Origin of the sequence: Enterococcus sp. DIV2384 (assembly GCF_050534975.1) — a bacterium.
GTDB lineage: Bacteria > Bacillota > Bacilli > Lactobacillales > Enterococcaceae > Enterococcus > Enterococcus faecalis.
Genome location: NZ_CP172905.1, coordinates 2,592,141 through 2,614,424, shown reverse-complemented (window position 1 = coordinate 2,614,424; position 22,284 = coordinate 2,592,141). Strand labels below are relative to the sequence as shown.

Sequence of the window (22,284 nt, the reverse complement as noted above, 5' to 3'; positions counted from 1 at the left end):
TATGAAGATGAGCAAGAATTTTTGGGCAACATTGCCAAAGCCCTTTTTTGTTTTAGCACCGATGGAAGATGTCACTGATGTGGTCTTTCGTCATGTCGTGAAAGAAGCTGCAGCACCAGATGTGTTTTTTACAGAGTTTACTAATTCAGATAGTTATTGTCATCCTGAAGGGAAAGACAGTGTGCGCGGGCGCCTCGTTTTTACAGAAGATGAACAGCCGATGGTGGCACATATTTGGGGAGATAAACCGGAATTTTTCCGTGAAATGAGTATCGGCGTAGCGGAGATGGGCTTTCAAGGATTAGATATAAATATGGGCTGTCCTGTGCCCAACGTGGCTGAGCGTGGAAAAGGCAGCGGGCTAATTTTGCGCCCAGAAGTCGCGGCTGAATTGATTGACGCCGCCAAAGCAGGTGGCTTACCTGTTAGTGTCAAAACACGCATTGGGTTTACTGAAATGGCGGAAATGGAGGCGTGGATCACGCATTTATTAGAGCAAGACATTGCGAATCTATCCATTCATTTGCGAACACGAAAAGAGATGAGTAAAGTGGATGCCCATTGGGAGGTCATTCCGCAAATTATGGCTATTCGGGACCGTGTCGCACCGCAAACGACAATTACGATTAATGGGGATATTCCCGATCGTCAAAAGGGCCTAGAATTAGCAGAACAATATGGTGTAGATGGCATCATGATTGGTCGGGGGATTTTTAAAAATCCTTATGCCTTTGAAAAAGAACCCAAAACACATACGCCACAAGAATTGCTGGGCTTGCTACGTTTACAATTGGATTTTCAAGACAAATATGCGGAATTGGTGCCTCGCTCCATCGTTGGGTTGCATCGCTTCTTCAAAATTTATGTCAAAGGCTTTCCAGGTGCCAGTGATTTAAGAGCACAATTAATGAATACAAAATCAACGGATGAAGTGCGCCAGTTGTTAGCGACGTTTGAAGTAGAACATGGTGTGCTTGACTAAATAAAAAAAGAGAGGAGGCAGCATTTTAGCTAATGCTATCTCCTCTCTTTTGAATGCTTAATGCGCAATCATTTCTTGGGCAATTTCTTGTTTGCTTAAGTCGCTTGGATAATACGTTGGCCAGTTGTCCATTTCATTGAACAGACTTTCTTGGCTATCGCCGCCGAAGAAGATGTGGAAATGAGCGGCTTTCGTTGGTGCGATGTTGTGGTCGCTAAATTGGACGTATTTAAACCGCCCAGCATTGGCATCGTCTGTTTCAAAAAGGAAACGGACGCCACGGTTGCCTTTTGCATAGTTTAAAATTTTATAACCGGCTGCTTTATAGGTGAATTTTTGTGGTTTGCCATCGACCAGAAACTCGATGGTGGAATCAGTGATGTTGATGTGGTCGACATCGGTTTGATAGCCGGCATCATAGTAGGTTTTGTATTCGGCTGGTGTTTTATCTTTTTTCAGTTTCGCTTTGTAATCGAAGACTTGGTCTAATGTGCCATCTTTTAATAAAGGATAGACGGATTGCCAATTTCCAGCGTAATCTGTCAGTGTTCTCTCAGCCACCTCACTGTCTTTGAAATAGCCGTTAGCCACGGTTTTTTCTGTTTTTTCAGAGGTTTCTGGCTGAACCTCTTTCCCAGCTGTATCTGTTGTTTTTTTCAAAGCAGTTAAGTTTTCTTTCATTACAGAAAGATAATCTTCGCCATTGTCCATTTGTTTTTGTGTCAAACTTTCTAGCGGGTTTAGGACTTCCAATTGAACATTCGCTTCGTCAGCTAACGTTTTAGCAATTTTATCGTTGGCATTTTTTTCAAAATAAATATAGCGAATTTGGTTGTCTGTGACATATTTTTTCAACTCTGCCAAGCGCCCTGCTGTTGGCTCTTGTTCAGGTGTTAAACCAGCTATTGGCACTTGTTTTAAGCCGTAATCTAAGGCAAGATAACCAAATGCAGCATGTTGGGTAACAAAACTTTTTTGCTTAGCGTCTTTCAAAGCTGTTTGGAACTCTTTGTCTAATGCTGTTAATTTTGTTAAGTATTTTTCTGCGTTTGTTTCAAATGTTTTGGCTTTTTTAGGGTAAAGTTTGACTAATTGTTCTTTGATGTTTGTGACTTCTTGGATGGCACGATGGGGCGAAACCCAAGTATGCGGATCTAATTCATGGTGGTGGCCTTCTTCGCCATGTTCGTGGTCATGGTCGTGTCCGTCTTCGTCACTGCCAGGAAGTAAGACCATGTTTTCGGTACCTTTAATGACGTTCGGGGCTCCTTTTTTCCAGCCTTTAGCAGCTTTGGGTACCCAAGATTCCATATTTTCATTGTGGTAAACGAAAACATCCGCATCATGGATGGTAGCCATATCTTTGGCGGATGGTTCATAATCGTGTGGTTCAGAACCAGCAGGGATTAACAATTTGACGTCTCCTTCATCGCCTACAATATTTTTAGTGAAATCGTACATAGGATAAAAAGTCGTGACAATGGATAGTTTTTCTTTACCGTCAGCGGTTTTATCAGAGGTGTTTGTTTTGCCGCAAGCGCCGAAAAGGATTAGCGATAAGGCGGCTAACAGGGGAAGAGTAAATTTTTTCATAGGTGTGCTCCTTTAGTGAATTACGCAATTTTCTTTTGTTTATTGCGCTTATGTTCTTTAATGATTTTAAGTGCGCGTTTTCGTGTTTTGATGTTGGGACTTTTCAGTCGACGATAAGCGCTAGATAAGTCAGTTTTTTCCATTATATATAGGACCTCCATTTCGTAAAAAATAATTTACGGAGTAGCTATTTTGTTGAGGGTTTGAAAGGTTTCTTGAATTTTTTTTGTCTCTAATTCTTTGCCAATCAGAACAATTGTCGTTTCTTGAGGGGGTTGATTCGTCATTTGAAAGGCCACTTGCTGGTTGACGCCTTGCATGGCAATGGCCAAGTCATGCTCCTGTAAGGCGAGAATCCCTTTGAAACGGTATAACTTTTCCTGATGTGTATACATTAACCAATCAAGCCAACGAGTGAAAAGAGGTTCGTTGAGGGCTGAGGACGCCGTTAACGTAAGGGAGTGAAAGGTATGGTGATGATGCTCGTGGGCGTGCTCATGCGGGGAATGAGTCATTTCGTGTTCTGTAAGTGTTGCCGTAAACTTATTTAATTGAAAAAAGTCACTAGCCAAAAGAGGCTCGTTGGCTTGAAAGGATAAAATATCAGCAAAAGGATTAATGGTACGAAGGGTTTCTTGGAACGTTGGTAGCTGAGTGCTGTCTGCTGGTTCCTTGACAGAAAAAAAGAGGCGATCTGCTAAGGCCAGTTGTTTGATGGCTTCGGCTTCTTGAAGTTGCTGTTGCCAATGATGCCCATCAACGACCGTTAAGAGACTGTCTATATAGAAATGATTTTTGATGTGCGGGGTCGTTAAAATTGTTTGAATGATTGGTTGCGGATCAGCAATGCCCGTTGTTTCTAAAATGACTTGGGCAACGGTTTGTTGTTCTTCTTGGTACACTTCTAAGATTGCTGATAAAGAGGCAAGAAGATCTCCTCGTAAGCTGCAACACATGCAACCGTTATTTAATTGAATAATTCGTTCCGTGGTTTGTAAAAGTAATGCGTGGTCAACGCCTGTTTGACCAAATTCATTTTCAATAATAATAATTTCTTCTTTAGGAAACGGTGACTGCGCAAGCGCATGGTTAATTAAGGTTGTTTTTCCTGCGCCTAAAAAGCCAGAAACAATGGTGATTGGAATGCCCATCAAGTTTTCCTCCTGTTATTTGACTTCAGTGAAAAGTGCGCGGCGCCGTAGTTTTGGTGAATATTTTTTCAGCTGTAATTTTTCTGGTGTATTTCGTTTGTTTTTACTTGTTAAGTAAAGGCGCTCGCCAGTTTCAGCGCAAGCTAACGTAATGGTTTGGCGCATAGTACCGTCCTCCAATTTGATTTTTTTAATTGCGTATAAAAGATAAAGGGGGCTGCGAGGTCAGCCCAAATGCGACTGTCCTCGCTAGTTGTCTTTATCGAAATAATGAGTTACCAGCTTGCTTTTTTGACGCCAGGAATCAAGCCTTGGTGAGCCAATTCACGGAAACGAATCCGAGACATGCCAAATTTACGCATGTAGCCACGTGGGCGCCCATCTGTTTGATCGCGGAGTTTTAAGCGACTTGGATGAGCATCTTTTGGCAATTTGCTAAGACCTTCATAATCGCCAGCTTCTTTTAAGGCTTGGCGAATAGGCGCATATTTTGCAATCATTGCTTGTTGTTTTTTTGCTTTAGCAATTTTTGATTTTTTAGCCATAAGGCACTTCCTTTCTTTTTGGATTTATAAAATCTAAATCGTAATGGTTACGATTTGAACGGAAGTATATTATCAGGTGTTACGTTGTTTGTCAAGTGAGAATTTCGTTTTTTTTAGGACTTGCTAAGTTGAGAAGTTAGAAATGTTTGTTTTAGCGCTGTTTTGTAGTATCTTTTAAGAAAGAGTAAAAAGGAGTGAAGATGGCAATGGTAGAACGTTTGACGATTATTCGTGGTGTGGAAAAATTTGAATTACAAACGAAAACAGCGCGCTGGGTGTTAGCAAAAGAAGAGGGATATTCGCCGGTTCAAATGCTCGTTTCGGCAATTGGCGCTTGTGGGGGATACGTGTATCAATCCGTTTTGGAAAATTCGCACATTCCCTTTGAGTTTGAAAAAATAGAAGTCACGTATTCAAGAGAAGTAGAGAGACGCGCACAACCATTAAAACAGGTGACGATTCTCTTTTATGTGACTGTTCCAGAAGCCTTTCAAGAACGGGCGACACGGTGTTTGAAGCTTGTCTCCCCAAACTGTCCAGTGATTCAATCATTGGCTGAAAGAATTACTGTCGAAGAAACAGTTGTATTTAAAAAGTAAACCATTAGAGACATTATCGTTACGAGCGCTTTTCCCTTTTTGGATGCCTCGTTTCTGAGAATGTCTTTTTTTAGAGGAGCGTAGGGAAATAGCTGTAGAAACAGGAAATTTTTAATTCATTTGTACAAAATAATACAGACAAAAAACAGATAGTGTTTTTTTCACAAATAAAAAGGTTGCTTTTTTTTCTGTTTTAGTAGATGATGTAAGTAGTTACATCTCTGATATAACGCTGTTTTTCGAAACGTGTGTTATTTTTTAATTCGTAATAGTTTTTTTAAATCGTTTCACAGAATTACTTTAATTGTTATACAGTTTTTTTAGTTGTTATAGTTTGTTTGTCGGCCTTTAGGAGGTAATCATGATTGAGTTAGTGAATGTGTCGAAAGTCTATCAAGAGACACACGCGTTAAAAAATATTCACTTTTCTGTCCAACCAGGAGAAATCGTTGGGATTGTTGGGAAAAGTGGCTCTGGCAAGTCCACGTTGTTACGTTTGTTGAATTTAATGGAACAACCGAGTGAAGGGGAGATTCGTATTGATGGCAGAAATGTTCAAACCTTCTCTAAAAAAGAAGTTCGCCAGCAGCAACAACAAATGGGGATGGTGTTTCAGCATTACAATTTGTTAGAAAATTTGAAAATTTATGATAATGTTGCGTTGCCTTTGAAACTTTTAAAAGAGAAACAGCCTGAAAAAATTGAGCGTTTATTAACGTTTGTTGATATGGCCCATAAGGCAGAAGCGTATCCTGCTCAGCTTTCTGGTGGGGAAAAACAGCGTGTCTCTATTGCTCGAGCGTTGAGCCGTAATCCAAAATGGTTATTATGTGACGAGGCAACGAGTTCCTTAGATGAAGAAAATACAGAAAGTGTCGTTCGACTATTACATAAGACGCATCAGGAATTCCGACCGACTATTTTCTTTGTTAGTCACGAATTAGAAACCGTGAAGCGCTTATGTAATCGTATCTTAGTGATGGAAAAAGGTCAGTTAATTGGCGAATTTCTGAATAATCCTCAGCAATATGAGGAAGAACCGCTTTCCTATTTAGAAAAAGTGGAAAGGAGTTTGCGTCCATGACTTTTTCAGAAACCTTTGCCGAATATTGGCCATCTATGCTGATTGGTTTAAAAGAAACAGGGATTATGATGTCGATTTCGATGGCTATCTGTTTGCTTGTCGGCTTACCTTTAGGCTTAGGACTATTTTTGGCTAATCCGAAAGTCAAAGGGCATCAACCTTGGCTGTACTGGGTTTTAAATTTCATTGTAACTGTTATTCGCTCGTTTCCTTATTTATTATTTGTGATTGCGTTGATTCCAGTTACTCGTTCTGTTTTAGGAAAGGCGTTTGGCCCAATTCCTTCATCTGTGCCATTGAGTATTGTTGCGATCGCGATTTTTGCTCGCTTGGTTGAACAAGTGCTGTTGGATGTTCCAGAAGAAATTTATTTTTTAGCTAATTCGTTAGGTACCTCGAAAGTCCAATACATTTGGCACTTTTTATTGGTGGAAGCACGTAGCGGATTAGTCCTTGCTTACACAACCACGACAGTGAGTATGGTTTCATATTCCACGGTGATGGGTGTTGTTGGTGGCGGCGGGATTGGCGATTTTGCAGTTCGTGTCGGGTATCAACGGTATGAATACGGTATTATGTATGTTGCCATTGTGATTATGATTGCACTGGTCTTCATTTTACAAATGCTTGGGAACTTCATTGCCCAAAAACTAGACAAAAGAAAGTAGGAGGACAAAAGAATGAAGAAGTTTTATTTAGCAACATTCGCTGTTATTGCAACAGTTATTTTAGCTGCCTGTGGGGGAAATAAACAAGCAGACCAGAAAGAAGACAAGGAGATTACCGTTGCCGTGCAATTGGAATCTTCAAAAGATATCTTGGAGATTGCCAAGAAAGAAGCTGAGAAAAAAGGGTACAAAATTAACATTATGGAAGTGAGCGACAATGTTGCCTACAACGATGCCGTGCAACATGACGAAGCGGATGCTAATTTTGCGCAACATCAACCCTTCATGGAAATGTTTAACAAAGAGAAAAAAGCTGATTTAGTGGCTGTGCAACCGATTTATTATTTTGCTGGTGGTTTCTATTCAAAAGAATACCAAGATGCGAAAGATTTACCTGAAAATGCCAAAGTGGGGATTCCTAGCGATCCAACCAATGAAGGTCGTGCTTTAGCAATTTTAAATGCAAACGGCGTGATTAAATTAAAAGAAGGTGTCGGCTTTAACGGCACGGTGGCAGATGTCGTGGAAAATCCTAAAAACATCACTTTTGAAAGCATTGATTTACTGAATTTAGCTAAAGCCTATGATGAAAAAGACATCGCTATGGTGTTCTGCTACCCAGCCTACTTAGAACCTGCTGGTTTAACAACGAAAGATGCGATCTTGTTAGAAGATAAAGAAGCAAGTAAACATTACGCATTGCAAGTTGTGACACGCAAAGGCGAAAAAGATAGCGAAAAAATCAAGGTTTTAAAAGAAGCGATGACAACAAAAGAAGTTGCTGAATACATCAAGAAAAATTCTAAAGGCGCCAATATTCCTGCGTTTTAATGAATAGAAAAAATGAAGCCTCTTTTTTGAGAAGCTTCATTTTTTTCTTTTCTTTGATTTATAGTATAGTTAATAGGAAGGAGGTGCCGGTGTGGTCGAATTATTTATTTTAATGATGGAACGGGTGGGCTTAATTATTTTACTGGCCTTTCTTTTAGTGAATGTGCCTTATTTTAAGCGTGTTTTATTAAGTCGTGAAAAAATGTCTTCAAAAGTTCAGTTGATTTTGATTTTTGGTTTATTTGCTATTATTTCTAATTTTACAGGTATCGAAATCGCTAAGAATCAGATTGTTCCCAATAATTTACTAACCTATTTAAGCAGCAATGCTTCCATTGCGAATACGCGTACGTTAGTAATTGGCGTTTCTGGATTAGTGGGTGGTCCGATTGTCGGCAGTGCGGTTGGTTTAATTGCTGGCTTTCATCGGGTTATTCAAGGCGGGGGGCATAGTTTCTTTTATGTGCCTGCTTCTTTAATTGTTGGCTTAATTGCCGGTTTTTTAGGGAGCCGCATGGCAAAGCAAACTGTTTTTCCGTCTGCCGGCTTTTCTGCCATTGTCGGAGCGTGCATGGAAATGATTCAGATGATTTTTATTTTCTTTTTCAGCGGTGATCTATCGGATGGGGCCACGTTGGTTCGTTTTATTGCGCTGCCGATGATTTTGTTAAATAGCGTAGGAACGTTCATTTTTATGTCGATTCTAACGACGACATTGAAACAAGAAGAGCAGGCCAAAGCGGTTCAGACGCACGATGTTTTGGAATTAGCAGCGGAAACACTGCCATATTTTCGAGAAGGCCTCAATAAAAATTCCAGCAAAAAAGTTGCGGAGATTATTAAGCATTATACAAAAGTCAGTGCGATTAGCATGACAAACAGTCATCAAATTTTAGCTCATGTTGGCGCAGGAAGCGATCATCATATTCCAGAGCTAGAAGTCATTACGGAGCTTTCTCGGGAAGTGTTACGGACGGGCCGAATGACCATCGCGCATGCCAAAGAAGAAGTTGGTTGTTCGGACCCTAATTGTCCGTTGCAAGCGGCGATTGTGATTCCATTATTTTCCCATCAGCAAATTGTTGGCACCTTAAAAATGTACTTTACAGATCCAGCGCAGTTAACGCATGTCGAGGAGCAGTTAGCAGAAGGTCTTGGGACAATCTTTTCTTCACAAATTGAATTAGGGGAAGCGGAAGTACAATCAAAATTACTTAAAGAAGCTGAAATTAAATCCTTGCAAGCGCAAGTGAACCCGCATTTCTTCTTTAATGCCATCAATACTATTTCCGCATTAATGCGGAAAGACAGTGAAAAAGCGCGGAAACTATTGCTCCAATTAAGCAAATACTTTCGAGGCAACTTGCAGGGAGCCGTGCAAACGACGATCCCAGTTTCACAAGAACTAGAACAAGTAAAAGCCTATTTGTCATTAGAACAAGCACGGTTTCCGAATCGTTATCAAGTAACATTTGACGTAGAAGAAGCGGTTGCTTCAGAAAAAGTACCGCCGTATGCGATTCAGGTGTTAGTGGAAAATACCATCAAGCATGCATTTGGCAGCCGTAAAGAGAACAATCAAGTCCGGGTAGTGGTCAAAGCAAAACAACACAAATTACATGTGGATGTGTATGACAATGGGCAAGGGATTCCTGAAGAACGCCGCTTGCTATTAGGAAAGACAACAGTGACTTCGGAAAAAGGCACCGGCACGGCACTGGAAAACTTGTCCCGCAGAATGGCGAACCTTTATGGATCAGAAGGTTGTTTTTTAATTGAAAATTTAGAGACAGGCGGGAGCCATGTTCATTTAGAAATCCCGATGGAACAGGAGGAATTAGATGCACGTATTAATCGTTGATGATGAGCCCTTAGCACGAGAAGAATTGAGCTATCTTGTTTCCCAACATCCGCAAGTGACGAGCGTTGCAGAAGCGGATTCTGTGGCGGAGGCAATGGAAGAGATGATGGATCAAAAGCCAGATTTGTTATTTTTAGATATTCATTTGACCGATGAAAGCGGGTTTGATTTAGCGGAAAAATTAACCCATCTTAAAAAAGCGCCCTACTTGGTCTTTGCAACCGCCTATGATCAATATGCGTTAAAGGCCTTTCAAGTGAATGCAAAAGATTATATTTTGAAACCTTTTGAAGAAGAAAAAATAACACAAGTCATTGAAAAAGCATCGAAAGAAATGGCTCAAGCTGTCCCAGAAAACACTGCCGAAAAAGGACCAAAATCTGAAGCAATACCTATTCAAGGGGAAGACCGCATTTATCTTGTGGCGCCAGAAGATATTTACCTCGTTTCTGTCGAAGAACGGCAACTGAGCATTTTTGTAGATCAACAGGTCTACAAGATGACAGGGACCCTCAACAGTATCGAACAGAAATTACCTGCCACGCTCTTTATTAAAACGCATCGAAGTTTCATCTTGAATCGAACAAAAATTCAAGAAATTCAGCCGTGGTTTAATAACACGTTGCAAGTAATTTTAACCAACGGCTCAAAAGTACCTGTTAGCCGTTCATATGTCAAAGAATTTAAAGAAAAACTTGGCTTAAGTTAAAAAATCACCACTTGAAATGTCGAATGCATTTCAAGTGGTGATTTTTGCATTTGGTGAAGAAATTCTGGCATTTCATGAAAAAAAGCCCTTAAAAAAAACGTTTTCTTTATATACTTAACCCATAGAAAACAGACAAAAGGGAGCGAAGAAGAATGGAAAAGAAAGTATATTCATTTTTACAACAAGCAGCAGTTTTTGCCATTATTATGTTAATCGCCAACGGCTTGGCGTTCATTTCCCCAATACCAATGCCTGCTTCAGTAATTGGCATGGTGTTATTGTTCATTGGTTTATGTACAAAAGTTGTTAAATTGGAGCAAGTGGAAGGGCTAGGTAATAGCTTATCAACGGTTATTACATTTTTATTTGTTCCTTCAGGGATTTCCTTAGTTAATTCTTTAGGGATTATGCAACAATTTGGCGTTCAAATTGTTTTTGTTATTTTAGTAGCGACACTAGCGTTACTAGCAACAACTGGTTGGACGGGCGCCTTTTTATTGCATATGAAAGATGCTCGAAAAGAAAAAGAACCCGCAGCAACGAAGAAAGCGAAAGGAGAGGTTCGCGCATGAATCCGTATGTTGGCATTATTATTTCATTAGCTGTATTTGGCATAGGTACTTGGTTGTTTAAAAAAAGCAAAGGTTTCTTCTTATTTACGCCATTATTCGTTGCGATGATTTTAGGCGTTGTCGTTTTAAAAGTAACAGGAATTAGTTACGAGCAATACAATGAAGGTGGCAAATATATCAGCTTCTTTCTAGAGCCTGCGACAGTAGCGTTTGCGATTCCTTTATATAAAAAGAGAGACGTGTTGAAAAAATATTGGTTAGAAATTTTAACGGCGTTAACAATTGGTTCTTTTGGTTCGCTAGTGGCTGTTTATTTTGCAGGAAAAGTGATTGGCATGGATAATCATTTAGTGGCCTCAATCTTACCACAAGCAGCTACAACAGCGATTGCCGTACCTATTTCTCAAACTGTTGGCGGCATTGCTTCCATTACGGCGTTTACCGTAATCTTCAATGGTGTACTAACCTATGCCTTGGGTCGAATTGCATTGAAATGGTTTAAGATTAACAATCCAATCGCCAAAGGTTTAGCTTTAGGTGCGGCCGGACATGCCCTAGGTGTGGCAGTTGGCATAGAAATGGGTGAAACAGAGGCTGCTATGGCTAGTATTTCTGTCGTAGTGGTTGGTGTAGTTACTGTTTTAGTAGTTCCTTTCTTTGCAACGGTCATTGGTCTATAAAAAAGTGGGATTCCTCACTCTTTTATGAGTAGCTAATTTCTATCAGCTAGCAGTCTCTGCTTATTCTGTTCCCGCCGTTTATCAATTTTTAAGCCTGGGACAAAAATCCAAAGTGATTTTTGTCCCAGGCTCTTTTATGTTGTTTACACGATTTTTTGAGTATAGATAGGGCGCATGGAAGGATTGACCAGTCTTTTTATAGAATGGTTGCTCCTAAAGTTTGTTTAAAGTGGCGTAATGCCCATTCGTGTCCTTGTTCATCAAAACTAGCAACGGCGCGTTCAGGAATCATTAATTGATAGCCTAAATTATAGGCATCAACAGCCGTATGCAACACGCAAATATCTGTACAAACACCAGTTAAACAAAGCTCTGTAATTCCTCGTTCTCGTAACCGAATGTCCAAATCCGTGCCACTAAAAGCAGAATAGTGCCGTTTGTCCATCCAATAAACGGTTGCCTCATTTTTGTGAGCTTGATAAAAATCATCTAGCGAGCCAAACAGATTACGCCCGTCAGTTCCTAAGACATTGTGGGGCGGGAAAAGTTTATTTTCAGGATGATAGCGATCTAGAGGGTCATGCCCATCAATGGCAAAAACCACAAAATCGCCATTGTCAAAATAGTGCTTTGTTTGTTGAACAAGGGCCGTTTCAATGGCTTGTCCAGCGGCACCAGTGGTTAGTTTTCCGTCTGTGGCGACAAAATCATTCGTATAATCAATGGAAATCAGAGCTTTCATTTGGCAACCTCCTAAAGGTTAAAGTCATTTTGTTCATTTTACAGCTTTTAAGAGGGCATTTCAAATGATAAAAGTACATCAAATTCTAAAAAAGCTGTTTCAAAATAAACGCTTTGGCTAAAAAACATGCTATAATTTTGCTACAAATTAAAGCAGGTGAATAGAGTGAAAAGAAAAATCGTACGTTTTATCCTTTGGTTGTTAGGAATCATTGTGGTTATTTGCTTAGGTGTGTTTCTCGCCTTTCAATTATCCCCTAAGCCAGGCGCTTGGGTCATCAACCAGTTATTCGCAGGCGAAGTTGAAATAAAAGATTCAGCTTCCTATGATAAAGCATTACCCAATGTCCAATTGCAAGAAAATCAAACATACCCTTCTTCAAGAAAAAAGAATACCTTTGATTTGTATTATCCCCAAACGTCAAAACAAGCGGTACCAGTCGTTTTATGGGTCCATGGTGGTGGCTATGTGGGAGGAGATAAGTCTGGGATGAAAGAGTTTGCGACACGTTTAGTGGCTGATTCCTCAGTTGCCTTTATTTCAATGAATTATGAATTAGCACCAGATGCACCTTATCCAAGCCAGCTCCAGCAGGTCAATGAACTTGTTCAATTTTTATTAGAAAAGAAACAAGCGTATCCCATGTTAGATTTATCTAAGCTTTTTATTGGCGGGGACAGTGCGGGTGCACAGATTGCTCTACAATATGCAACAGTTCAAACCAATGCCAACTATGCCAAAGAACTAGGGATGACTGCAGCATTGCCGGCTAGCCATTTAAAAGGCACGCTCTCGTATTGTGGTCCGGTGGATTTGAAACAAATGGCCAACCAACAAAGTGATAATCGTTTTATGAAATTTTTCGTTAAAACAGTGGCTTGGTCCTTGCTCGGCACTAAAGACTGGCAGACGAGCGCGGAACTGCAAGAAGTGAGTTTAGTGGATAAAGTCACCAAAGAATTTCCCCCGACGTATCTAACAGATGGCAATAGTTTTTCATTCCAAGAGCAAGGACTAGCCTTGGTTCAGCGGTTAAAAACTTTAAATGTTCCAGTTTCAGCTCTCTTTTTCAAAGATAAGAAAGCAACGATCACCCATGAATATCAATTCGACTATCAAACAAAAGAAGCTAAACAATGTTACCAAGAAACAGTCCAGTTTGTGAATAAGTATAAATAAACAGAGGCCTTAGAAATATTTCTAAGGCCTCTGTTTATTTATTTTTGTCATTTTTTTAGCTGGGAAATATGTATAAATTAAACAAAAATGTTTATTTAATGATGTTTACATGAGAGAAAATCCGTGCTATACTACGAACTCGTTTGTTAATTTTAATGTTAAAAACAACGTTTTTGTTATTTTTGTGAACAAATTAACATTTTATCTTACAAAAAACAGCAAAAAATTCGTTTAGTTAACAAAAAGAAAATTAAAAAATAAATTTTTTTTTTGAAATTAAGAAAATATCTTTAAAAAAATCAGAAGAAAACTTCGTATACTTGAGCCATAGGTTGGTTGTGGAAAGTTTACTTCGAGGGAGGAGTGATGAAGTTAATGAAAAAGAAAATCGCTGTTTTATTGGCAACTTGTTTACTTGTACAACCATTTTTATCTGTTTCAGCGTGGGCGATTGAAGGGGAGCAACAAACAGAACGTACGCAGACACAGCCAAAAACAGCAGAAACCAGTACAAGTGAAGCAACAAAAGAAAGCAGCGCACATTCTATAGAACAGTCATCAATGACGGAATCTAGTGCTATCACAGAAAAAGTAACCACCTCTTCCACAGAAACAAAACCAAGCGAAGAGCAGAAGCAAATCACCTTGACCTTTGAAACAACGGATCAAGCTTTGTTTCTAAATGATACCAAAAGTTATCAAGTGGTAAAAGAAAAAAATCAGCCACTTCGGACAGAAGAATTACCAAAATGGGCGAATAGTGAGGAAAATACGACTTTCGTTGGCTGGTCTTACCAAGGAAAAACATATACAAATGAAGAACTTCTTCAATTAGAGTTTTCAGAAGATACACAACTTACAGCTGTCTTTAAACAGAAACGGACACGCATGGCCAGAGCTGTTTCAGTTGATCAGTCCATTGCGGACACAATTGCTCCTGCGGATAAAACAAAAGTGATTGTTGTGCCAAGTCCAGCAGGAGATGGAGCAGCGTACAAAGAATATGCATCGACAGAGGCTGGTTTGAAAGAAGCCTTGTTTGATTTGTATCAACAGGGGAACAATGGCGATTTCACTCTTTATATAGGAACTAATATTACAACGGGTACGGCAACCACCGCTAAAGTGATTCCTGACACCGTTACGGCAAGTAATATGACCTTTTACGCCTTGCAAGGCAAGGTCAATCATTTAGTGATTACTGGAAACAGTGCGGATCCGATTAGTATGGATACAACTTTACCTACAGGTTCCAAAACATTGGCACTAGGAATTGTTCACTTCGGTACAGATATTACTTTAAGAAATATTTCTTATACAGGATCACAAATGTATTTAAACGGTCATAGTTTGTCATTGAATGGTGGTTCTATCGGGAATGGTTTCTCTGTGTTTGGCGGAACGGATTCAGGCGATGTTACAGGAAATCCTGTGATTACAGTAAATAGTACTGGTTCAGGTACGTGGTATTTTTATGGCGGAAATAATAATGGTGGAACTTTAAAAGGAAACCCAACGTTGCTCATTAATAACACGGTCTCCGGAATCAATACGCTATCAGGCGGTGCAAATCTAGGTACAGTCGATGGGAATGTAACCGTTTCTGTTAAACGAATCAATGGTGCTCTTTCTAATTATTATGGTGCAGGAATTGGTACAGCAGCAAACCCAATTTCTGTGACCGGGAGTGTTTCCAATGAGTTAGACATTGCAGTAGAAGCAAATAGTTCTTTTAGGATGTCCACTTACTATGGTGGCGCACTTTATGGAAACATTAATGGTACTATTAAAAATTCATTATCTGGATATGGCGGTTGGAGTTCAAGAGGGCCGTATGTTGGTGGTTCAGGTCGTGGGAATATTGGAACAAATCGTGGAACAAATGCAATTTCCACAACCCTCGATGCAAGTAATTATACAACCTATGGACCAAGTATTATTGGAGCCAATCGTTATAACGGCACAATAACAGGAAATATTGAAAATACGGTTATTGGTGGAACAACAGATGCTCAAGGCGGTATAGGTAATTTTGATGGTGGTAGTGGAACGGAAGCTGATCGATTATCAAAAGCAGCACTAGGAGCTTCCAATGAAGGCACCTATGATGCTTATACATCAGAGCAACGAGCAAAATTAGCTTTTGATAGTGCAACTTATAAAATTTTAGGAAATATTCACTCACATCTTGTTAAAGGTTCATTTGGTAATGCGGATCTGTGGCGAACAACCGCAGCTGGTGTAGGTGGTTACGTAGAAGGTAAGGCAACTATAGAAGTTGGAACACAAACAGGCGATGGCACAGCTGGCGGCGATGGCTTGGTTTATAAAGGAAGTCGTCCAACTGACACGAATTATTCTTCTAGTAGAAATAATTTAGCGAATGCGAAAGATTTTGATATTGCTGGCGGTGGTCTTGTCATTGGCCGAGATGCTTGGACTATCTACATTCGCGGTGAGTCAAATACAGTAATTAATAATGCTGTAGCTCGACGAACATACGGTGGTTTATTTTCTGGCGTTGTTGAAGGGAACACCTCTAATACATTGAATGGAGGTATTGTCGATACCTTAGAAGGAAGTGGTTATGAAGGCGGTCGAGTTTATGGAAATGCCCAAGCAACTGTGAGGAATGGTCAAGTTGACTGGTTCTTATCTGGTGGTGGCTGGAATGATAAAAAAATTGTCGGGAATGTTGGAGTAACCGTTTATGATGGTGTCATTAATGCCTCAATGGGAGCATCTTATGGTGCTTCAAGTGATCATACTGTTACTGGAAATTCTAATAACATTGTTTACGGTGGCGACTTTTCTGGTACTCCTCGTGAAGGAACGAATGGTTTTTCTGGCGGAATAACAAATGTTGGCTCTTTGTTAGGAAACGCAAATTTGACCATTGATTTAAGAAACTACAATCGCGAGTTTAAATTGCCTTCGGGAACGTTTATTTCAGGAGGTGTTCCTTATAACGGAACAACTAATTTAGGAACAGATGCTTCTAATACAATCACGCTAAATATCTATACAAAACCAGGTTCAGATGTTTTGAATGGTGCAGCGATATACGGAGATGGCGCGCGGACGTCCTCATATACAAAAAGTGGCAAAATTATTATGAATATTCAAGCAACAGGTTCAAGTATTGGTAACTTATATGCAACAAATTATGGTAATGCCCCTACGACAGGGCTGTTACGTGATGTCGAGATAAATTTACAAGGTGCCAAAACAATCAATGGATTATCTGGTGGAAATGCAACAGATAGTTTCACCAATACCATTGTTTCTAAAAATGCTCAGAAAGTTGTCATTAACATTGGCGAGAACGTTGACGGCACCAATAACTATCAAACAGAACCACTAAATGCGACAGGCTTAGGCGTTGTCAACTTTACGGAATTAAATGTCACCAATGGCATTAAATTAATGGCTAATGGTGGGAACATCAAAAATGGCGTTTCTGCTACTGCCGCGAATCATAGTACGACTTACAATGAATTCGGATCAATTCATCTATCTAAAAATGCAGGAATTGGGATTACCAACACGGCCAATTTAATTTCAGCTAGCAAACTAACGGTTCAGGATCATGCAACATTAGAAACAATTCCTGGTACAGGTAAGGTAAACATTGCGGATTTTGAAGCTGTCGATCCAACAAAAGATGAACTTTTATGGATTAAACCAACGACAGATACAACTGCTTTGGTGGATAGCACAGGGACTTGGTTTGGAAATGTCAAAGCCTATCAGGTCTTGACGATTAATCCAACGGTCAATAATGCTACAAAACTTATGCCAACAACGTTTCATGGGATTGAAAAAGCGACTGGAAAAACATTTATTGGCGATAACGATGTGACAAAGGGCGCCAATGGCTATGGGATAGCAATTCCTGGTTCCATCATCGATTACGAAGTGGAAACGCCTGGAATTGTGGCAGGTGCAGGTACTATTTCTCATGATGTAAAAGAGGTCAAAGCCGGCAATGCGCCGTTAACCTTACAAGCGTGGGGCACCGAAGTAGCTGGACAAAAAGTTCAAAAAGGACGTTTGATGATTCCGACCTCAAGTGCTTTAACACCAACCCTAAGCTTCCTTCCTGACGAAGTAACAGGTTCTTGGTTGCACCAAGGAACGGTTAAATCTAGTGAAGTTGGGAGCGCGATAGAGCAAATTCCAGAGCAGAAAGATACCACCCCGCTTTCATGGAAAGCGACGAATATGAACTACAGTTATCAGGTGAAAGTTCAATTTTCAAATAAAGTGGAACTTTCGGGGCAATCGGTGATTGTCACAGAAGATGAGGCAGCGCAACTAACGACTGTCGATAAAGTAATAGAAATGCTTGGCGCAAAAGGTCGGCCGTTTTTCAAAACCTCATTAAAAGAGACGGATTTACCACAAATTCAAGCGCCGTTAGCAGAAAAAACTGTATCGCGGAAACATGATATTCAATTAGAAGCAGGGACGTCAGGGGATAATTTGCAAAACAAAACGGTTCATTTAGTTGTTGTGAAAAATGAAAGTGTCCTTGCCAAAGATCGTTCGTTTGCCTTGTATGCGACAAGTGCGCATTTGAAGTTAAAAGAAGCAAATGGCTTAACGAATTCAGACGAGTTGGCACAATGGACACAAGCAACGGTGATTTTCGCAGATGGTCGGGCCAATCAAACGCCAAGTCTTGATGCCGCAACCTTCCAAGCCATTCAACAAGCGAAACCAGAAGAATTAGCCAAAACGGTGCCAGCCAATTATCAATTTACAGAAGCTGGTGAAACGTTAAATAAAAAAGTCAATGTGTCTATTTCAGGTGAATTAACGTTAGAAAAAGTACCTAAAACAATTGATTTTGGCAAACAAAAAATTTCTGCCAAGCCAGAAGTTTACTGGCCAACTCTTTCAGATGATTTAGTCGTTCAAGACACACGCGGGACAGAAAGTACGCCTTGGAAACTGAATGTTCAGGTAACGAATCCCTTAACGAACGGCACAGATCAATTGGAAGATTTGTCATTGGTTACAGACAAAGGAGAATTTTTACTCAATAAAGGAGATACGGTTGTTACAGAAAATGAAGGCTCCGGTTCAGGTAGTTATACAATTAACCAAGGTTGGGGTGCGGCAAACCAACGGGGACTTAAACTATCTGTGCCAGTCGAGAAACAAAAAGTCGGTGAATTTAAAGGGACATTGTCATGGTCATTAGTCATGGCACCATAACAAGGAGGAGAGAAGTGAGATGAAAAAATACCTTTTGCTTAGTTGTTTTTTAGGTCTTTTCAGCTTCTGTCATTCAGACACTGCGTTTGGGGAAGCAGCTTATGAAAATAGTGGTGTTGTCTCCTTTTATGGAACGTATGAATATCCCACAGAAGAGTCGACAACAGCGACTAGTAATTCTTCCACAACGACCGAACCCACCAAGCCAGCTGACGGAGGCGCTTCATCCGTCCTTTCTTCTGGCGTATATGGGTCGCGACAAGGAAGATTACCAGCGACAGGTACCACCAATCAAGCACCATTTATTTATTTGGGAATCAGCCTTATCACTATAGGCATATTATTTATTAAAAGGAGAAGAGAAGATGAAAAAAACAGTATTAGCAGTAGTAGGGATTGTAGGATTTAGCGGTGTCCTAGCGACACAACAAGCATTTGCGGAAGACATTAACGTGAACTATACAAGTAATGGCGCCATTACATTTGAACCAGATACAGATCCAACGAAGCCAGTTAACCCAACCAATCCAGATGAAAAAGTTGAACCAGAAGATCCAACTGACCCAACTGGACCAAAACCAGGGACTGCAGGCCCCTTATCAATTGACTATGCTTCAAGCTTTCAATTTGGCGCCCAAAAAATCACTTCCGATACGAAAGATTATTACGCACAAATTCAAACATTTAAAGATGGAACAACAGGTCCCAACTATGTTCAGGTAACGGATAAACGTGGGACACAAGAAGGCTGGACGTTAAGCGCTGTACAAAATGGGCAATTCAAAACAGCCCAAAATGAAGAATTAGTTGGGGCCGCTTTATCGATTGCCAATGCAGGTGTGACATCGATTGTTGATGCTGCATACGCGCCAACACCAACAGCAGCACATACCTTTGTTCCTGGAACAGAAGTAGAATTAGTCAAAGCAGAAGATGGCAAAGGAATGGGGACTTGGGTCTATCGTTTTGGGAAAGATGCGACAGAAGGTGCTACTGCCGTGAAATTAAATGTCCCAGGTAAAGCGATTAAATTAGCAAAAGAATATCGTACGACCTTAACATGGACATTGAAATCTGTACCAACGAATGTTGGAGGCTAAGTAAATGAAAAAAACAGTCGTCTACTCCTTGTTATTCGGAACAATGTTGCTTGGCGCCACTGTTCCTGCTGAAGCGGCGACGGTCGTTTTTGATAGCGAACAGTCGATTGTTTTTACCCCAAGCACAGATGGGACGGATCCAGTAAATCCAGAAAATCCCGATCCAGAAAAACCAGTTCGACCAGTCGATCCAACGAATCCTGATGGACCTAATCCAGGCACACCTGGGCCACTTTCCATCGATTATGCCTCAAGTTTGGATTTTGGGAGTAATGAGATATCGAATAAGGATCAAACGTATTTTGCCAGAGCGCAAACCTATAAAAATCCAGATGGTTCAGCAAGTGAATTGGCAACTGCTAATTATGTACAAGTAAGTGATTTACGGGGAACCAATGCTGGCTGGGTTTTAAAAGTGAAACAAAATGGTCAATTTCGTAATGCAGAAACATTACACAAAGAATTAACAGGCGCCACCGTCGCCTTTACTGAGCCCAGTGTTCGCTCAAATGCGACGGACGTATTGCCGCCAACTGCTACCGCAAACATTCAATTAGATGCTGCGGGCGCAGAAACTGTTGTCATGCAAGCCCCAGAAAAGACCGGCGCCGGAACGTGGATCACGCTGTGGGGGCAAGCAGAAAAAGTGACCGAAAAAAATCAACAAGGACAGCAAGTAAATGCCACAATCACACGGGCAATCTCACTAACTGTTCCTGGGAAAACCCCTAAGGATGCAGTACAATATAAAACAACATTGACTTGGCTACTTTCAGATGTACCAGTAAATAATGGAGGGAAATAAATGAAAAAGACAAAAGTAATGACATTGATGGCAACCACAACTTTAGGCGCATTGGCACTTGTACCAATGAGTGCATTAGCGGTCGACGGTGGTGAATACCAAACAAACGGAGCGATTCAATTTGCACCAAATACGAACCCAACGAATCCAGTTGATCCGACGAATCCAGATCCGGATAAACCAATTACGCCAGTTGATCCAACTGATCCGACAGGACCTAAGCCAGGGACAGCAGGTCCGTTATCCATTGACTATGCATCTAGTTTATCTTTTGGGGAACAAACGATTACCTCAAAAAATATGACCTACTATGCAGAAACACAAAAATACAAAGATAACGCTGGTGCCGACCAAGAAGGCCCAAACTTTGTTCAAGTCTCAGATAATCGTGGGACTGAGACAGGTTGGACGCTAAAAGTAAAACAAAATGGTCAATTCAAAACTGAAGCCAACCAAGAACTAACAGCGGCCAAAGTAACTTTAAGCAACGGACGCGTGGTCTCAGCTTCACAATCTGCAAAACCAACGACAGCGCCAGCTACGATTGAATTAAACCCAACTGGGGCTGAATCAGTGGTCATGGCTGCTGGCGATAAAGAAGGTGCGGGTACGTACTTAATGAGCTGGGGCGATAGTGTAGATGCCGCTAAAACAAGTATTTCATTAGAAGTACCTGGTTCAACCACAAAATATGCGAAAAAATACACGACAACTTTTACTTGGACTTTGACAGATACACCTGCTAACGCAGGAAACTAAGAACGACAGCATACACGCAAGATCGGGATATAAGTCAAAAATTTTTGGCTTATCTTTCGGTCTTTTGGTGCTTATAATACAACAAAGAATGAAAGACATAGGAGAATGAATATGAACAGATGGAAAGTATATACAACGGTAATCGCTTGTATGTTATTTGGCTGGATTGGCGTGGAGGCGCACGCTTCTGAATTTAATTTTGCGGTCACACCAACAATTCCCGAAAATCAAGTGGATAAATCAAAAACCTACTTTGACTTAAAAATGGCGCCTGGTGCCAAACAAACCGTAGAAATTCAGTTACGCAATGATACAGATGAAGACATTACCATTGAAAATACGGTGAACTCAGCGACAACAAATTTAAATGGCGTAGTAGAATATGGCCAAAACGGGATCAAACCTGACAAAACTTTACGCTTTAACTTAAAAGATTATGTGGAAGCACCGAAAGAAATCATCTTGCCGAAGCATTCCCAAAAGACCTTACCTTTAACCATCACGATGCCTAAAGATTCTTTTGATGGCGTGATGGCTGGCGGCATAACACTCAAAGAGAAAAAGAAAGAAACCACGACTTCTGCGGATCAATCAAAAGGGTTAGCTATTAATAATGAATACTCCTATGTTGTGGCTATTATTCTTCAGCAAAATGAGACAAAGGTTCAACCAGATTTAAAATTACTAGGGGTTAAACCAGGCCAAGTCAACGCGCGAAACGTCATCAATGTTTCTTTACAAAACCCACAAGCGGCCTACTTAAACCAATTACATTTAATCAACACTGTTTCAAAAGGAGGCGAAACGCTTTACCAATCCGATACTGAGGATATGCAAGTGGCGCCAAACTCTAACTTTAGTTACCCAATTTCTTTAAAAGGGGAACGATTAACGCCAGGAAAATATGTCTTGAAATCAACGGCCTATGGTGTAAAAGATGAAAAGGGTACCTATCAAGTCAAAGGTGCCAATGGTGAAGAACGGTACCTGTACAAATGGGAATTTACAAAAGAATTTACTATTTCTGGGGACGTCGCTAAAGAATTAAATGAAAAAGACGTAACTATTAAAGGAACCAATTGGTGGTTGTATCTACTGATTGCATTAATCATTCTAGCGCTGCTCTTATTGATTTTCTTCTTGTATCGTAAAAAGAAAAAAGAGGAAGAACAACAATCTGAGTAATAAAAAGGGCTATCTA

22 protein-coding genes are annotated in these 22,284 nt (G+C 40.4%); 16 read left to right on the top strand and 6 right to left on the bottom strand.

What is annotated here, in order from left to right; genetic code table 11:
• Window positions 1-7: 7 nt before the first annotated feature.
• Window positions 8-982 (top strand): tRNA dihydrouridine synthase, encoded by a 975-nt coding sequence (locus tag IGK54_RS12515; RefSeq protein WP_033594244.1) that lies wholly within the window; start codon window positions 8-10, stop codon window positions 980-982.
• A gap of 57 nt (window positions 983-1,039) precedes the next feature.
• Here IGK54_RS12515 and IGK54_RS12510 read toward each other — a convergent pair whose 3' ends face one another.
• The 5 genes from IGK54_RS12510 to rpsN all read right to left on the bottom strand — a co-directional run bounded on the left by IGK54_RS12510 (window position 1,040) and on the right by rpsN (window position 4,271).
• The gene (locus IGK54_RS12510; protein ID WP_016616437.1) at window positions 1,040-2,575 is read right to left on the bottom strand and encodes a zinc ABC transporter substrate-binding protein AdcA; all 1,536 of its coding nucleotides are present in this window, start codon (window positions 2,573-2,575) and stop codon (window positions 1,040-1,042) included.
• 20 nt (window positions 2,576-2,595) lie between these two features.
• A complete protein-coding gene (locus IGK54_RS12505; protein WP_002383181.1) occupies window positions 2,596-2,718 on the bottom strand; it encodes a putative metal homeostasis protein in 123 nt (40 codons plus the stop codon).
• Window positions 2,719-2,751: 33 nt separating this feature from the next.
• The gene (locus IGK54_RS12500; protein ID WP_002368487.1) at window positions 2,752-3,726 is read right to left on the bottom strand and encodes a CobW family GTP-binding protein; all 975 of its coding nucleotides are present in this window, start codon (window positions 3,724-3,726) and stop codon (window positions 2,752-2,754) included.
• A gap of 15 nt (window positions 3,727-3,741) precedes the next feature.
• Window positions 3,742-3,891 (bottom strand): 50S ribosomal protein L33, encoded by a 150-nt coding sequence (gene rpmG / locus IGK54_RS12495; RefSeq protein WP_002354818.1) that lies wholly within the window; start codon window positions 3,889-3,891, stop codon window positions 3,742-3,744.
• Window positions 3,892-4,001: 110 nt separating this feature from the next.
• A complete protein-coding gene (rpsN, locus tag IGK54_RS12490; RefSeq protein ID WP_002354822.1) occupies window positions 4,002-4,271 on the bottom strand; it encodes a 30S ribosomal protein S14 in 270 nt (89 codons plus the stop codon).
• Between the two features lie 200 nt (window positions 4,272-4,471).
• Between rpsN and IGK54_RS12485 the strand changes: the two genes are divergently transcribed.
• From IGK54_RS12485 to lrgB, 8 genes are all read left to right on the top strand, one after another.
• Complete coding sequence (locus IGK54_RS12485; RefSeq protein WP_002386234.1) at window positions 4,472-4,870, top strand: OsmC family protein; 399 nt, start codon at window positions 4,472-4,474, stop codon at window positions 4,868-4,870.
• Window positions 4,871-5,231: 361 nt separating this feature from the next.
• The gene (locus IGK54_RS12480) at window positions 5,232-5,954 is read left to right on the top strand and encodes a methionine ABC transporter ATP-binding protein (protein ID WP_002354824.1); all 723 of its coding nucleotides are present in this window, start codon (window positions 5,232-5,234) and stop codon (window positions 5,952-5,954) included.
• Entirely contained in the window at window positions 5,951-6,622 is a 672-nt protein-coding gene (locus IGK54_RS12475) for a methionine ABC transporter permease (RefSeq protein WP_002354825.1), read from the top strand. Before IGK54_RS12480 ends, IGK54_RS12475 begins: the two co-directional genes overlap by 4 nt.
• A gap of 12 nt (window positions 6,623-6,634) precedes the next feature.
• The gene (locus IGK54_RS12470; protein WP_002387408.1) at window positions 6,635-7,453 is read left to right on the top strand and encodes a MetQ/NlpA family ABC transporter substrate-binding protein; all 819 of its coding nucleotides are present in this window, start codon (window positions 6,635-6,637) and stop codon (window positions 7,451-7,453) included.
• A 91-nt stretch (window positions 7,454-7,544) separates the two neighbouring features.
• Window positions 7,545-9,314, top strand: a complete 1,770-nt coding sequence (locus IGK54_RS12465) for a sensor histidine kinase (protein ID WP_002354827.1) — start codon at window positions 7,545-7,547, stop codon at window positions 9,312-9,314.
• Window positions 9,295-10,023, top strand: a complete 729-nt coding sequence (locus tag IGK54_RS12460; RefSeq protein WP_002354828.1) for a LytR/AlgR family response regulator transcription factor — start codon at window positions 9,295-9,297, stop codon at window positions 10,021-10,023. Before IGK54_RS12465 ends, IGK54_RS12460 begins: the two co-directional genes overlap by 20 nt.
• Window positions 10,024-10,175: 152 nt before the next feature.
• Window positions 10,176-10,595, top strand: coding sequence for an antiholin-like murein hydrolase modulator LrgA (lrgA, locus tag IGK54_RS12455; RefSeq protein ID WP_002354829.1), 420 nt, complete (start codon window positions 10,176-10,178; stop codon window positions 10,593-10,595).
• The gene (lrgB, locus tag IGK54_RS12450) at window positions 10,592-11,275 is read left to right on the top strand and encodes an antiholin-like protein LrgB (RefSeq protein ID WP_002365411.1); all 684 of its coding nucleotides are present in this window, start codon (window positions 10,592-10,594) and stop codon (window positions 11,273-11,275) included. Before lrgA ends, lrgB begins: the two co-directional genes overlap by 4 nt.
• Before the next feature lie 196 nt (window positions 11,276-11,471).
• On the opposite strand, the gene IGK54_RS12445 is transcribed toward lrgB, so the two are convergent.
• Window positions 11,472-12,017, bottom strand: coding sequence for a cysteine hydrolase family protein (locus tag IGK54_RS12445; protein ID WP_010820339.1), 546 nt, complete (start codon window positions 12,015-12,017; stop codon window positions 11,472-11,474).
• A 165-nt stretch (window positions 12,018-12,182) separates the two neighbouring features.
• Between IGK54_RS12445 and IGK54_RS12440 the strand changes: the two genes are divergently transcribed.
• From IGK54_RS12440 to IGK54_RS12410, 7 genes are all read left to right on the top strand, one after another.
• Complete coding sequence (locus IGK54_RS12440; protein WP_010823295.1) at window positions 12,183-13,196, top strand: alpha/beta hydrolase; 1,014 nt, start codon at window positions 12,183-12,185, stop codon at window positions 13,194-13,196.
• A 366-nt stretch (window positions 13,197-13,562) separates the two neighbouring features.
• The gene (locus IGK54_RS12435) at window positions 13,563-18,419 is read left to right on the top strand and encodes a hypothetical protein (protein ID WP_033594249.1); all 4,857 of its coding nucleotides are present in this window, start codon (window positions 13,563-13,565) and stop codon (window positions 18,417-18,419) included.
• 19 nt (window positions 18,420-18,438) lie between these two features.
• Entirely contained in the window at window positions 18,439-18,828 is a 390-nt protein-coding gene (locus tag IGK54_RS12430; RefSeq protein ID WP_002354835.1) for an LPXTG cell wall anchor domain-containing protein, read from the top strand.
• A complete protein-coding gene (locus tag IGK54_RS12425) occupies window positions 18,785-19,519 on the top strand; it encodes a WxL domain-containing protein (RefSeq protein WP_002365407.1) in 735 nt (244 codons plus the stop codon). The genes IGK54_RS12430 and IGK54_RS12425 overlap by 44 nt, the downstream gene beginning before the upstream one ends.
• Before the next feature lie 4 nt (window positions 19,520-19,523).
• On the top strand, window positions 19,524-20,324 hold the full coding sequence (locus IGK54_RS12420) for a WxL domain-containing protein (protein WP_002385162.1): 801 nt from the start codon (window positions 19,524-19,526) through the stop codon (window positions 20,322-20,324).
• A complete protein-coding gene (locus tag IGK54_RS12415; RefSeq protein WP_002413931.1) occupies window positions 20,325-21,083 on the top strand; it encodes a WxL domain-containing protein in 759 nt (252 codons plus the stop codon).
• Between the two features lie 105 nt (window positions 21,084-21,188).
• Window positions 21,189-22,268: a DUF916 and DUF3324 domain-containing protein gene (locus IGK54_RS12410; RefSeq protein ID WP_014525057.1), complete on the top strand. Its 1,080-nt coding sequence runs from the start codon at window positions 21,189-21,191 to the stop codon at window positions 22,266-22,268.
• Window positions 22,269-22,284: the final 16 nt, after the last annotated feature.

Coding starts and splice junctions, on each gene's coding strand:
- rpsN (WP_002354822.1), bottom strand. CDS start 4,271: ATGGCTAAAAAATCAAAAATTGCTAAAGCAAAAAAACAACAAGCAATG.
- IGK54_RS12485 (WP_002386234.1), top strand. CDS start 4,472: ATGGCAATGGTAGAACGTTTGACGATTATTCGTGGTGTGGAAAAATTT.
- IGK54_RS12430 (WP_002354835.1), top strand. CDS start 18,439: ATGAAAAAATACCTTTTGCTTAGTTGTTTTTTAGGTCTTTTCAGCTTC.
- IGK54_RS12410 (WP_014525057.1), top strand. CDS start 21,189: ATGAATATGAACAGATGGAAAGTATATACAACGGTAATCGCTTGTATG.
- lrgB (WP_002365411.1), top strand. CDS start 10,592: ATGAATCCGTATGTTGGCATTATTATTTCATTAGCTGTATTTGGCATA.
- rpmG (WP_002354818.1), bottom strand. CDS start 3,891: ATGCGCCAAACCATTACGTTAGCTTGCGCTGAAACTGGCGAGCGCCTT.
- IGK54_RS12435 (WP_033594249.1), top strand. CDS start 13,563: ATGAAGTTAATGAAAAAGAAAATCGCTGTTTTATTGGCAACTTGTTTA.
- lrgA (WP_002354829.1), top strand. CDS start 10,176: ATGGAAAAGAAAGTATATTCATTTTTACAACAAGCAGCAGTTTTTGCC.
- IGK54_RS12415 (WP_002413931.1), top strand. CDS start 20,325: ATGAAAAAGACAAAAGTAATGACATTGATGGCAACCACAACTTTAGGC.
- IGK54_RS12510 (WP_016616437.1), bottom strand. CDS start 2,575: ATGAAAAAATTTACTCTTCCCCTGTTAGCCGCCTTATCGCTAATCCTT.
- IGK54_RS12470 (WP_002387408.1), top strand. CDS start 6,635: ATGAAGAAGTTTTATTTAGCAACATTCGCTGTTATTGCAACAGTTATT.
- IGK54_RS12515 (WP_033594244.1), top strand. CDS start 8: ATGAGCAAGAATTTTTGGGCAACATTGCCAAAGCCCTTTTTTGTTTTA.
- IGK54_RS12500 (WP_002368487.1), bottom strand. CDS start 3,726: ATGGGCATTCCAATCACCATTGTTTCTGGCTTTTTAGGCGCAGGAAAA.
- IGK54_RS12425 (WP_002365407.1), top strand. CDS start 18,785: ATGAAAAAAACAGTATTAGCAGTAGTAGGGATTGTAGGATTTAGCGGT.
- IGK54_RS12480 (WP_002354824.1), top strand. CDS start 5,232: ATGATTGAGTTAGTGAATGTGTCGAAAGTCTATCAAGAGACACACGCG.
- IGK54_RS12505 (WP_002383181.1), bottom strand. CDS start 2,718: ATGGAAAAAACTGACTTATCTAGCGCTTATCGTCGACTGAAAAGTCCC.
- IGK54_RS12420 (WP_002385162.1), top strand. CDS start 19,524: ATGAAAAAAACAGTCGTCTACTCCTTGTTATTCGGAACAATGTTGCTT.
- IGK54_RS12445 (WP_010820339.1), bottom strand. CDS start 12,017: ATGAAAGCTCTGATTTCCATTGATTATACGAATGATTTTGTCGCCACA.
- IGK54_RS12460 (WP_002354828.1), top strand. CDS start 9,295: ATGCACGTATTAATCGTTGATGATGAGCCCTTAGCACGAGAAGAATTG.
- IGK54_RS12475 (WP_002354825.1), top strand. CDS start 5,951: ATGACTTTTTCAGAAACCTTTGCCGAATATTGGCCATCTATGCTGATT.